General features: G+C 50.9%; 13 protein-coding genes. 8 read left to right on the top strand and 5 right to left on the bottom strand.

The window, feature by feature from the left end; all coding sequences use genetic code 11:
* Positions 1 to 51: 51 nt before the first annotated feature.
* A complete protein-coding gene (locus RJ38_RS06505; protein ID WP_039018063.1) occupies positions 52 to 507 on the bottom strand; it encodes a type II toxin-antitoxin system RatA family toxin in 456 nt (151 codons plus the stop codon).
* A gap of 170 nt (positions 508 to 677) precedes the next feature.
* Between RJ38_RS06505 and hpt the strand changes: the two genes are divergently transcribed.
* The gene (gene hpt / locus RJ38_RS06500; RefSeq protein WP_039018117.1) at positions 678 to 1,190 is read left to right on the top strand and encodes a hypoxanthine phosphoribosyltransferase; all 513 of its coding nucleotides are present in this window, start codon (positions 678 to 680) and stop codon (positions 1,188 to 1,190) included.
* Between the two features lie 85 nt (positions 1,191 to 1,275).
* On the opposite strand, the gene lipA is transcribed toward hpt, so the two are convergent.
* Positions 1,276 to 2,229: a lipoyl synthase gene (gene lipA, locus RJ38_RS06495; protein ID WP_039018116.1), complete on the bottom strand. Its 954-nt coding sequence runs from the start codon at positions 2,227 to 2,229 to the stop codon at positions 1,276 to 1,278.
* A gap of 184 nt (positions 2,230 to 2,413) precedes the next feature.
* Between lipA and RJ38_RS06490 the strand changes: the two genes are divergently transcribed.
* Entirely contained in the window at positions 2,414 to 2,947 is a 534-nt protein-coding gene (locus RJ38_RS06490) for a peroxiredoxin (protein WP_039018115.1), read from the top strand.
* 71 nt (positions 2,948 to 3,018) lie between these two features.
* Here the strand turns inward: RJ38_RS06490 and RJ38_RS06485 are convergent, their stop codons facing one another.
* Entirely contained in the window at positions 3,019 to 4,236 is a 1,218-nt protein-coding gene (locus RJ38_RS06485) for a DUF6456 domain-containing protein (RefSeq protein WP_039018062.1), read from the bottom strand.
* Between the two features lie 219 nt (positions 4,237 to 4,455).
* Between RJ38_RS06485 and RJ38_RS06480 the strand changes: the two genes are divergently transcribed.
* The gene (locus RJ38_RS06480; protein WP_039018061.1) at positions 4,456 to 4,746 is read left to right on the top strand and encodes a DUF6477 family protein; all 291 of its coding nucleotides are present in this window, start codon (positions 4,456 to 4,458) and stop codon (positions 4,744 to 4,746) included.
* Between the two features lie 14 nt (positions 4,747 to 4,760).
* Here RJ38_RS06480 and RJ38_RS06475 read toward each other — a convergent pair whose 3' ends face one another.
* Together RJ38_RS06475 and RJ38_RS06470 are read right to left on the bottom strand one after the other, a co-directional pair.
* Positions 4,761 to 6,302 carry a trimethylamine methyltransferase family protein gene (locus RJ38_RS06475; protein ID WP_039018060.1) on the bottom strand — a complete coding sequence of 514 codons (1,542 nt, stop codon included), beginning with the start codon at positions 6,300 to 6,302 and terminating at the stop codon, positions 4,761 to 4,763.
* Positions 6,303 to 6,434: 132 nt separating this feature from the next.
* Positions 6,435 to 7,457: a Hint domain-containing protein gene (locus RJ38_RS06470; protein ID WP_156121780.1), complete on the bottom strand. Its 1,023-nt coding sequence runs from the start codon at positions 7,455 to 7,457 to the stop codon at positions 6,435 to 6,437.
* A gap of 231 nt (positions 7,458 to 7,688) precedes the next feature.
* Here RJ38_RS06470 and guaA point away from each other — a divergent pair, with 231 nt between their 5' ends.
* The 5 genes from guaA (at position 7,689) to RJ38_RS06445 (ending at position 12,367) form a co-directional block, all read left to right on the top strand.
* Entirely contained in the window at positions 7,689 to 9,245 is a 1,557-nt protein-coding gene (gene guaA, locus RJ38_RS06465; protein ID WP_039018059.1) for a glutamine-hydrolyzing GMP synthase, read from the top strand.
* A gap of 43 nt (positions 9,246 to 9,288) precedes the next feature.
* Entirely contained in the window at positions 9,289 to 9,570 is a 282-nt protein-coding gene (locus tag RJ38_RS06460; protein WP_039018058.1) for a putative quinol monooxygenase, read from the top strand.
* Entirely contained in the window at positions 9,567 to 10,238 is a 672-nt protein-coding gene (locus tag RJ38_RS18050; RefSeq protein ID WP_052245239.1) for a YdcF family protein, read from the top strand. The genes RJ38_RS06460 and RJ38_RS18050 overlap by 4 nt, the downstream gene beginning before the upstream one ends.
* A 37-nt stretch (positions 10,239 to 10,275) precedes the next feature.
* Positions 10,276 to 11,157: a DMT family transporter gene (locus tag RJ38_RS06450; protein WP_039018057.1), complete on the top strand. Its 882-nt coding sequence runs from the start codon at positions 10,276 to 10,278 to the stop codon at positions 11,155 to 11,157.
* 121 nt (positions 11,158 to 11,278) lie between these two features.
* Positions 11,279 to 12,367 (top strand): OmpP1/FadL family transporter, encoded by a 1,089-nt coding sequence (locus tag RJ38_RS06445; protein WP_039018056.1) that lies wholly within the window; start codon positions 11,279 to 11,281, stop codon positions 12,365 to 12,367.
* Positions 12,368 to 12,478: the final 111 nt, after the last annotated feature.

The raw sequence follows: 12,478 nt of genomic DNA, 5'->3' as shown, positions 1-12,478 counted from the left end.
GCGCGACGGGTCTTCTTTATCGCTTTGAAGAAGGCCCGTTTTTCTTTCAGATCAACCGTATAGAACCTTTGCGCGTGCCTCATAGGCGCGCACGATACGTTGCATCGCTTCGTTAAAAACCACACCGATCAGCTTTTGCAGCACGATGTTCTTAAACTCAAAATCAACATAGAATTCAACGTTACAGCCTGCATCCCCTTGATCTTGAAATTGCCAATAGGATTTAAGGTAGCGGAATGGGCCGTCAAGATATTCCATCTCAATCCGGTGTTGGTCAGGGTAAAGATGCACACGGCTGCCGAAACGTTCGCGAAACAGTTTGAATGAAATCACAAGGTCCGCCTCCATCACCTCGGCGGTTTCATCGCCGGGCAAAGGTTTACGGCTGCGAATGCGCGCGGCGGAACACCAGGGCAAAAACGCGGGATAAGAGGCAACATCAGCGACCAGATCATACATCTGATCGGCAGAATATGGCAGGAATTTTGTTTCACTGTGCTTAGGCATGGCCGATGTTTAAAACCACAATGAAAAAGATACCAGGACAAAAACGCCGCATTGCGCCAGAATGGTTGACCCTGGCCCATGTGAATGGCTAAACCGGGCCTGATCAATACAGCAATCCTTTGGAAGGACGAAATGTGACCAACCCTGCCCCCGAATATGTCATCGATCAGATGATTTCAGCCAAGTCCATTGCCGCACGGATCGAAGACCTCGCGTGCGAAATTCAAGATGAGTTCAAGGGCACGGATAAACTGGTTGTGGTTGGTCTGCTGCGGGGGTCCTTTGTGTTCATTGCCGATCTGGTACGTGAACTTGATCTTCCGGTAGAGGTCGATTTCCTTGAGGCATCGTCTTATGGCGATTCCATGGAAAGTTCGCGCGAAGTGCGTATTCTAAAAGATTTGCGCGGCGAAATCGGCGGGCGTGATGTGCTGTTGGTTGAAGATATCGTCGACACGGGTTTTACGTTGAAACATGTAACCGCCCTGCTGCATACGCGTAAACCCAACAAACTGCGTACAATCGCCTTGCTAGATAAACCGTCTCGGCGCGAAGTTGAAATTCGTGCGGATTGGACAGGCTTTGAAATCCCTGATGAATTCGTAGTCGGTTACGGCATTGATTACGCTCAGAGAAATCGCAATCTTGGGTATATCGGCAAGGTGCGTTTCACCGATACCTAAGCCCCTATCAAAATGATAGCCATGATGAATCGCATGGTAAAAAGCACGCATGGGAATATGTCTTGCGTGCTTTTTACTGTTCCCCTTAAGCTTTGCCGAGCTTTTCCAACCGTGCCGCACGCAATTGCGCAAAATCATCGCCCGCGTGATAGCTGGATCGCGTCAAAGGCGTGGCAGAAACCATCAAGAACCCTTTGCCATAAGCGGATTTTTCATAGGCTTTGAATTCATCCGGTGTCACAAAACGGTCAATCGCGTGGTGTTTCGGCGTTGGCTGTAGATACTGACCGATGGTTAAAAAATCGATGTCAGCCGCACGCATGTCTTCCATCACCTGCATCACAGATTGACGGTTTTCACCCAGCCCCACCATGATGCCAGATTTTGTAAACATCGTTGGATCAAGCTCTTTCACCCGTTGCAACAAGCGCAATGAATGGAAGTAACGCGCGCCAGGACGCACTTCTGGATACAGGCCAGGCACGGTTTCAAGGTTGTGATTGAATACATCAGGTTTGGCGGCGACCACAACTTCCAAAGCTTCCGGCGCACAGCGAATAAAGTCAGGTGTCAGAATTTCAATGGTCGTGGAGGGCGATTGTTGGCGCACGGCGCGAATGGTTTGCGCGAAATGTTCCGCGCCGCCATCTTCAACATCATCACGATCCACAGATGTAATCACCACGTGATTCAAGCCAAGTTTTTTAACCGCACTTGCCACACGACCAGGTTCAAACACATCCAGATCTTCTGGTGGTTTACCCGTGGCAATATTACAGAAAGTACAGGCGCGCGTGCAAACCTCGCCCATAATCATCATAGTCGCATGGCCCTGAGACCAGCATTCGCCAACATTAGGACAGCCCGCTTCTTCACAGACGGTCACCAACCCATTGTCACGCATGATTTTATGGGTTTCGGCATAGCCTTTGCCACCAGGGGCCTTTACCCGGATCCAATCCGGTTTCTTCACACGCGCGGTGCTTGGATTCTTGGCTTTTTCCGGGTGGCGTTCGGCTGGTACTTTAAGATCACGCATATCAGGCATCCTTGTCAGAATTGCCCTAGTGCTAGCGAATTATTGCCCGATTGGCCACCCCCGCATCAAAGCAAATCGATATCGATACAGATGAGATTGATCAGAACTTAGAATCGTTTTAAGTGCATTCAAGAATGACATGGTCAGCCACCGCCAGACCGTACAAAACACAAAGGATATCGATATGAAAGCCGGACAAAAACTGCCCGAAGTTACCTTCAAAACACGTGTACGCGACGAAAGCATCGGCGGCGACAACCCATTCCGTTGGGAAGACAAAACAACTGCTGACTATTTTTCAGGCAAACGCGTTGTTCTTTTCTCTTTGCCAGGCGCGTTCACACCAACCTGTTCCACATACCAACTTCCAGGCTTTGAGAACGGATTTTCTGATTTTCAAGCTGAAGGCGTTGATGAAATCTATTGCATGTCCGTCAACGACAGCTTCGTGATGAACAAATGGGCGCAAGCACAAGAGATCAGCAACGTAAACGTTATCCCAGATGGTTCCGGTGAATTCACCCGTAAAATGGGCATGCTGGTTGAGAAGAATAACCTGGGCTTTGGCATGCGTTCTTGGCGCTATGCCGCTGTCATCAAAGACGGCGTTGTAGAAGCATGGTTCGAAGAGCCAGGCCTTGCAGACAACCACGGCGAAGATCCATACGGTGAATCTTCACCAGAAACAGTTCTGAACTGGCTCAAAGAAACCGCATAATCTAAGCGCCTTCGTTTCTAAGCAATAAAGAAAAGGCCCGCCATTTGTGCGGGCCTTTTCTCATTTCTCATTCAGCCGATCATTGGGCCAAATTTGCCATGTGTTTCGTCGTAATGACGCTTTAGACGTTGCAAGGCGATGCGCAGAACAACTTTGCCTGATCGTGCCGACCAGCCCATGCGTTTCTCGGCCGCTTCCATGCCCTCAAGGTAACAGCAGCACCGCAGAACAACGTCCCCCAACCCCGGCCCTAGATGTTCCAGTGCGCCCGAAACGCGACGCCGGGCCTCTTCTGGACCATGCCCAACGCCACTGTCCGCCGCAAATCCACCACGACCACCACCGGTCAAGAACCGTTCCCAATTCTGTGCAACACGCGGGCCCATTTGAGCCAATTCAAAATCCTCGCGCAGACGTTCTCCCACATGCACAAGATCATCGCTTAAAAAGGGTTTTCCATCCTTATCCCGACGCCTTGCAAGGCCCGCCAATGGGCTTTCAGCAATGTTGTAACGGATGTGTTTTGGCTGCTCTTGCTCGCATCCGCTGGCCAGCTGTTTCTCACCCCACACGCGGTGCTGATCCCCAAAACTGGCTTGCATATCAGAAAAGCCCGGTTGCGCCGGATCACCTGTGCTGATCATTCTTTTCAGCGCAGCACGGCCCGCCGTTGTAATCTTATACTGCGTAACTTTGCCTTTGGCCGCGCAACTGATCAAATCCTTCAACGCCATAGATTGCGCGACTTCCCGTTCAACGACCGCAGTTCTTGCGGATTTGCCCCCAGGCAAGCTGCGCACAACAACAGCCTTGTCCAAATCGCCAGCAACCACAAGCACCGCGCCGTTTTCAGACAAGCGCGTCAAAACACGACGTTCGTCTTTCTCACGACGCAGCTTCTTAGGATTTGGCGCTGTGGTAGATTGATCGTTGCAGGCAGCAAACTGAGATTGGTCGTCGGCATCAGAGTTGCGCATTTGGGCGGAGGTTGAGTGCGGAATAGTCATTTTAGTGGCATCCTTTTTATTTTGCTCAGCAGATGAGCGGGATACCTGAAGATATGTCTGGCCCAGTCGACTTAGGGCTTCGTCAACCAAGATGTCGTCACGCTGACTTTCGATACGGTGTACTTGCCGCATCACAGTGGACGCGTGACAGTCACAGATACGAGCAAGCTTACGAATTGAAACGCCCGTGACCGTATGTAACAGGTAGTTCCTTGCAGCCCCGGGAACCCATTGGGGGAGTTCAGCAACACCAACATCAATCGTATCAGCCTGCTTTTTCATTCCCTTTGCGCCCTTTCTTTCTAACCCTATAGGACATCAGCTACACACAACTTAAGATTGCATTGGTTACTTGTTGATTAACATATTCAGGTGTCACTATCATTGATTTCAACTGTTAAACAGTTAAGTAACCCATCGAACGGTGCCTTAGGCAACACGCAACACCCGCATAAGTAGTGTCACCCTTGATCACGCCATAACCAAAAAAGGGGCTCAGACATGACCGACCTTATGACATTTCTCAATACACTTCGCCGACCACGCCTGCTTATCCGTGCAGCACGTTTTGGCTTAACCAGCTACAGCCGAGAACGTGACCTTTTGCGTCTTGTGAACGACGAAAAACTACCTGGGCCCGGACGTGCCGTGACGCAGCTTATGAATGTCGAAGGCGATATGGAGGAACGACGCAAAACGGGCGATGCTTCCTATAGCATCGCCCGTCATGTTGAATTGTTGATTGCACTTATGGCCGAGATTCAGATCCTGCGGACCCGATGCGCGTCATAGGCAACATCTGTTAATCACATAAACGCGTCAGGCTCTGCCGCTTTTTTACGGGCGACATATTCGTCCAATGCGTCTTTAATTGCAGGGTCCATCGCTGGTTGCTGATAGTCGTTCAACTGTTTTTCGACGCGAGCTTTGGCCAATGCGACGGTGTCACGTGCACCTTCTTCATCCCAGGTTTCAAACGGTTTGTAGTCCAGCAAATCGGTACGCCAAAACGCGTCTTTATAGTTGGCCTGGGTGTGTTCACATCCAAGATAGTGACCACCTGGCCCGACCTCACGCATGGCGCCCATTGCTTGGCCATTCTCTGACATGTCAACGCCCGCAGCCAAATGGTGCAGAACGCCAAGCTGATCGGCATCCATGACGAATTTCTCAAAGGATGAAACAAGCCCGCCCTCAAGCCAACCGCAAGAATGCAACATGAAGTTCACACCACCAAGCAAGGCGGCATTATGCGTATGCGCAGTCTCATATGCTGCCTGTGCATCAGGCAATTTGGACCCACAAAGGCCGCCACCAGATCTAAACGGAAGCTTAAGGCGACGGGCCAACTGCCCTGCCCCGTAAAGGATTTGGGAAGCTTCTGGTGTGCCAAATGTTGGCGCGCCTGAATTCATATCGATGGATGTCACGAAGCAGCCAAAGATCACTGGCGCGCCTTTGCGCACAAGTTGGCTATATGCGATGCCCGCGAGAACCTCAGCGAGAACCTGCGTCAACGTGCCAGCAACCGATACCGGCGCCATCGCACCGCCAACGATAAAGGGTGAGATGATGCAGCCCTGGCCCGCTTTCGCGTAGATATCCAAAGCGCCAACCATGATCGGATCAAATGTCAAAGGCGAGTTAATGTTGATCAATGACGTCATAACCGCATTCTGATCAACGAATTCGTCACCAAACAGGATCTTCGACATCTCAACCGAATCCTGCGCACGAGAAGGCTCAGTAACGGAGCCCATATACGGCTTGTCGGACAAGGTCATATGGGAATACAGCATGTCCAAGTGACGTTTGTTCACGGGGATATCTGTAGGTTCGCACACTGTACCACCGGAATGGTGCAGCCATTTGGACATATAGCCCAGTTTTACGAATTTGTTGAAATCATCCATGGTCGCATAGCGACGGCCACCGTCGGCATCACGCACAAAGGGCGGGCCATAAACAGGTGCAAGCACCAGATTATTGCCGCCGATGACAACGGATTTCTCTGGGTTGCGTGCATGTTGCGTATAGCTTTGCGGAGCGGTTTTGATCAGCTCACGGCACAGACCACGTGGGATCCGTACACGTTCGCCGTCGATCTCAGCACCCGCTTCACGCCACAATTCAAGCGCCTCCGGGCATTCAACAAAGTTAACGCCGATCTCAGCGAGAACGGTTTCCGCGTTTTCTTCGATGATCGCCAAAGCCTCTTCATTCAGAATCTCTAGGTTCGGAATGTTGCGTTCAATGTATTTCGCGGTCTCGATGTTAACGGCTGTGCGTTCTGCACGGCGCGCCGCACCACCACCACCACGAGCACGTCTGCGAGCTGTTTCTGCCATGGATCTTCCCCTGAATGTCGTTTGATCCATGTTTAGACCGGGAAAATGTCGCGTATGAGAGAAAATACGGCCTCTGACAGGCGAAAGCGACATTTGCGGCTTGGTTTTCAATAAATGTTGAAAACTATTCGCCTATGATGCCATCTCGAATGGCATTTCAAGGTCATGGGCCTTGGGAGAGGACAAGCTATTTAACACGATTTGTGCTTCAAACGGTTTCATCACAGGCAACACAGTTGGTCCATAACTGGCGTCATCGGTTTCAAGGTCTGGGAAAAGCTCAAACAGCTCTGCGCGAACATCATTCGAAAGTGCGTCCATTGACACTGTACCTGGGTAAAAGGATTCACACATCAAACCACACACATTTAGCATCTCGTGCTGATCAAACATCATGTGAAAATAAGTGACCTCTTGAACATCTTGGTTCTGTTCCACCCCCGTGCGGCCCAACACCGCCTTGGCAGAAGTTAACATCACGGGGTGTTCCATCAACATCTCAAGTGCGCCAGACGTCACGGCAATCCGATGCTGCGGTGATAGGTGAACATCTTGTGTGGGGCTGTTGCGGCCAAAACTATGGGCGCCAATCCGTATCGGGCGTAAATGCGGCGCGTCTTTCAGATCATCTGGCGACAGCACGCGCTTGCCGATCCAACGAATAGGTTTGACACTGCCATTTGCCAACACAACTAAATCGCCCGAGGTTAATGTATCAATGCGTCGTGCCCCAGCAGGCGTTTCGATAAGCGTTTCCGCCGCAAAGCAGACAAAGTCAGGAAGCGTCGAATAATCAGTTGGGCCGGCGTTGGGCGCGGGTCCGTTTGCTGTGCCTGTAATAGTTTGACCGACGCTGACCGAACCGCCGGTCAGCACCATATAATCAATGCCGCTCCATTGCAGCAGAGTAAAGGTCACAGGCGAACCGTTCACAAAACCAGATCTACTCTCAAACACTTGAAAGTTAACAGAGTTGTTTAGCCCGGGAACCGAACTTACATCCAGCTGAGCGGAGCCACTTGGAAGTCCATTGTCATCTGAATGCTCAAGTAGATTGTCATCGTCAACGATATCTACCGTATACGCATTCGTTACGGTAACGTTGGTCAAGCCAAAAGGATCGCCGCTGAGGGCGTATAGGACAATAGTATTCAATTTTTCCGCCCGCCTTCCGCTTCCCCTTTCTGGGGTAAGCAAAAATTGCTCATTTTTTTTAATTTAGGGAAAACTAACTCAAAAATCAAATTAATTGGGTGAATTTGGTTAACGGAATGCAATTTGTGATTGAATTGTCATCATTTTCATACCCCAAGCGCCGCTTGGTCTTTTTTACTGTGAAACGTTTTGCACCTTGCTTCACCCCGGCGCACAATTTACAGGATGCACATGACACAGCACCATGAAAACCTCCTGATCATCGACTTCGGCAGCCAGGTCACGCAGCTTATTGCGCGTCGCCTGCGTGAGCTCGGGGTTTATTGCGAAATTCATCCTTACCAAAGCGTCGACATGGCGTTTGTTAAGGAATTCGCCCCCAAAGCCATCATCTTTTCTGGCGGCCCAGACAGTGTGACCCGCGAAGGGTCGCCGCGCGCGCCGCAGGAAATATTTGACTATGGCGTGCCGATCCTAGGGATCTGTTACGGCCAACAGGTCATGATGCACCAGTTGGGCGGCAAAGTAGAAAGCGGTCATGGCACCGCTGAATTTGGTCGTGCTTTTGTCACGCCTGGAAATACGCTTGATATTCTGGACGGTTGGTTCACCGATGGTGATGAACAAGTCTGGATGAGCCACGGCGACCATGTCTCTGAAATCGCACCTGGCTTTGACGTTTACGGCACATCCCCGAATGCCCCTTATGCGATCACAGCAGATGCGTCGCGTCATTTCTATGCGGTGCAATTTCACCCTGAGGTTCACCACACCCCGCGCGGTGCGAAACTATATGAAAACTTCGTTAAACTCGCTGGATTCTCTGGCGATTGGACCATGGGTGCTTATCGCCAGCAAATGATCGACAAGATCCGCGAACAGGTTGGCGACAAGAACGTGATCTGCGGCCTGTCCGGTGGCGTTGACAGTTCTGTTGCGGCTGTTTTGTTGCACGAAGCAATCGGCGATCAGCTGACCTGTGTTTTCGTGGACCATGGCCTTTTGCGTCAGGGTGAAGCGGAAGAAGTTGTCGCCATGTTCCGCGACAATTACAAAATGAAGCTGATCCACGCGGATGAGCAAGAATTGTTCTTGGGCGAGTTGGACGGTCAATCTGATCCAGAAACCAAACGCAAAATCATCGGCAAATTGTTCATTGATGTATTCCAGAAATACGCCAATGAAATCGAAGGCGCTGAGTTCCTTGCTCAGGGCACGCTTTACCCAGATGTGATTGAATCTGTGTCCTTTTCTGGCGGTCCAAGCGTGACCATCAAATCGCACCACAATGTTGGCGGCCTGCCCGAAAAGATGGGTCTGAAACTGGTTGAACCCCTGCGTGAGTTGTTCAAAGATGAGGTCCGCGCCCTTGGTCGTGAACTTGGTCTGCCGACATCATTCATCGGTCGTCACCCCTTCCCAGGACCTGGCCTTGCCATTCGTTGCCCTGGTGAAATCACCCGTCCAAAATTGGAAATCCTGCGCAAAGCTGACGCGGTTTACATCGACCAGATCCGTAAACACGGTCTGTATGATGAGATCTGGCAAGCTTTTGTCGCGATCCTTCCGGTGAAAACCGTTGGCGTGATGGGCGATGGTCGCACCTATGATTACGCCTGTGCCCTGCGCGCGGTGACATCTGTCGACGGCATGACCGCGGATTACTACCCGTTCACGCATGAATTCCTTGGTGAAACCGCAACGCGCATCATCAATGAAATCGAAGGCATCAACCGCGTGACCTATGACATCACGTCGAAACCTCCCGGCACGATTGAATGGGAGTAATCCTCAAAGCCCTTTGAGGACCACAGAACGAAGGACCTGCGCCATGAAAATCCAACTCAACGGTTACATTCTTGTTCCCGATGATCGTATGGATACTGTGCGCGCGGGTCTTGTTGACCATATCCGTCTGACCCACGCGGAACCTGGCTGCATTTCCTTTGACGTGACCGAAGATCCTGAGATTTCCGGGCGTTTCAACGTCGCAGAAATATTTACGGATCAATCATCATTTGACGCCCACCAGACCCGCACGAAAGCATCTGTCTGGGCAGAGATCACAGCAGGCATCCCCCGTGAATATAGCATCACTGAGGTCCCTGATTGATTAAACTGTTCCGCCGCGTTCTGGCATTTTGTGTTCTTACATTTGTATGTCTTCTGATTTTCATTCCGACATTTTCCTGGCTCCAAGATATTTCTGAGCCTAGAGAATTCACACAGGCTGACGTGATCATGGTCTTTGGCGCGGGCATGGATGCCGATGGCACACTGCACCAATCCACAATATTGCGCGTTGAAAAAGGCGTCGCCCTCTACAATCAAGGCACGGCCCCCCAAATGCATATGTCCGGTGGCATGGCACGCGCGGGCGGCCCTTCTGCTGGGGATCAAATGCGCGATCTTGCAGTCTCGCTAGGAGTGCCCCGCGACGCAATTACAAGCGAAACGCGATCACTTTCCACACTGCAAAACGCTTTGTTTTCATTGCCTGATCTTCCTCAGACAGGGCGCATCATTGCCGTATCCGAAGGGTTTCATTTGCCGCGTGTTTGGGCCTCGCTTAAATGGGCTGGTTGGAATGATGGGCGCAGTTTTGATATTGCGCTCGCCAATTCCGAACTCTTTCGCAGCACCAGTCCGCATCTGACGTGGCCCCAAGGTAAAATGGTATGGCGCGAAGTTCTTGCCACGGGTTTCAACAGTCTGCGCGTCATTGCCTGGCAATCCGGCAAGCTGTTCGGGGCGGAAAATCTGGATGCTTGGCTCGAATAGGCTTGCAACCAGGCCTTAAAACATCACTCATGCCGCTATGACACAAACACCTCAACGCCCCGCCATTCTGACCGCCGCTTTGTGGATGTCCGGTTCCATCGTCTCATTTACCTTGATGGCTATTGCCGGGCGCGCGCTGGCCAGCGACATGGACACATTTGAGCTGATGTTATGGCGTTCAGTCATCGGCATGATCATCGTTCTCAGCATCGGCGGCGCGGCGGGCACTTTAAACCAGGTCAACACACGTGATTTTGGCAAACATATGCTACGCAATATTGCGCATTTCATTGGTCAAAACCTGTGGTTCTTCGCCCTGCCCTTGATCCCGCTCGCGCAGGTCTTTGCCCTTGAATTCACCGTCCCGGTTTGGGTCATGATTTTGGCGGCGCTGTTCCTGGGCGAAAAAATGACACAAACGCGCATCATGGCGGTGCTTTTAGGGTTTTCGGGAATTCTTTTGGTTGCACGACCGGACACAGCAACGATTTCACCAGGCTTTATCGCCGCTGCATTTGCCGCGATCGGTTTTGCGGTCACCACCATTTTGACAAAACAGATGACCAAAGGCGACAGCATCACAAAGATCATGTTTTGGCTGGTGACACTACAAACCGCTTTTGGTCTTGTGACCGCGGGCTATGATGGGCAAATCACGCTGCCATCACTGAACACCGCACCCTGGCTGATTTTGGTTGGCATTTGCGGCCTTCTGGCCCATTTTTGCATTGCAAGGGCCCTTGCCGTCGCACCTGCCATGATCGTGTCGCCCATCGATTTTGCACGCCTCCCCATCATCGTTGTGGTCGGAATTGTTTTATACAATGAGCCCCTGCAATGGACTGCAATCCTAGGTGCGTTAATCATATTTGCGGCGAACTACCTGAATATATTGTCAGAATCTCGAAAAATGACCTGAATTGTGTACATTTTGTTACGTTCAGGCAACTTTCTTAGGTTACGTTTGGTAAAGAATTGACCGATAGGATGTGATCGGCAAAACTTTGCTTAATCATAAAAAACAAAACAGGGATGGAAAAATGAACAAATTGATGAGCACAGCAGCCTTGCTGGCCCTGACCTCAACCGGAGCCCTCGCTGGCGGAATTGATCGTTCGGGCCAAGGTGTAGGTATCATTTTTGAAGAAGGTAACCGTGTTGAGCTTTCTTTCGGCACAGTTAGCCCCACTGCGTCTGGTGTCGATGTCGCTAATCAACCAACGGGTAATGTTGCGTCTTCCTTCACTCAGGCGAGTCTTGCATATCGTCGCCAATTGACAGATTCCTTGTCACTTTCACTGATTGCAGATTCTCCTTTTGGCGCAGATGTGTCCTATGGTCCGACAAGCCCTGTTTTGGGTGGTACATTCGCCCGTGCTGACTCAACCTCTGTGTCCGGGATTTTGCGTTACAAAATGTCAGATCGTTTCAGCGTCCATGGGGGCATACGTGCACAGCAAGCCTCGGCTGAAGTCACCTTAAACGGTGCTGCATATGGTCCTGTTGCCGGATACAATGTCAAAATGGATCAAGATATTGCCTATGGATATACGATCGGCGCTGCGTATGAAATTCCAGATATCGCGTTGCGTGTTGCATTAACCTATCATTCTGAAATCGACCATAGCTTCCAAACAACAGAAAGTATTGGGCCGTCTTCTGTTACCAAAGTCACCACCCCCAAATCAATCAACCTTGATTTCCAAAGCGGTATCTCGCAAAATACCTTGCTGTTTGGTCAGATCCGTTGGGTGGATTGGTCTGCTTTGCGCTTTGACCCAGCGGCGTTCGTAGGCGCAACGGGAGGGGGCCTTATTGATCTTGAAGATAGCACCACATACACTCTTGGTGTCGGGCGCAAATTCAATGATAGCTGGTCTGGTGCGGTATCCATTACATACGAAGACGCAGGTAAGCCACTGGTGTCGCCTCTTGCTCCGACCACCGGAAAACTAGGCTTAACACTTGCTGGTGTCTATACCGAAGGCAACACCGAACTGACGATCGGTGTCAATTACACTAAGCTTGGCGATGCTCAGCCCGAAACAGGTACGCCTGATGTTGCACGGGCCAGCTTTTCTGGAAACTCTGCGATTGGTGTAGGTGTAAAACTTGGGATAGCTTTCTAAACAAAATTCACTAACGCAAGGAAAAAGCCCCGCATTCATGTGGGGCTTTTTCTTTGGCGTGTTGACGCCCGCCAGCCCGCTGGTTACCAACGGTAAAAGACGTAATGAGGT

The organism is Halocynthiibacter namhaensis (assembly GCF_000812685.1).
GTDB classification, from domain to species: domain Bacteria; phylum Pseudomonadota; class Alphaproteobacteria; order Rhodobacterales; family Rhodobacteraceae; genus Halocynthiibacter; species Halocynthiibacter namhaensis.
This window is presented reverse-complemented; position numbering and strand designations above follow the sequence as displayed.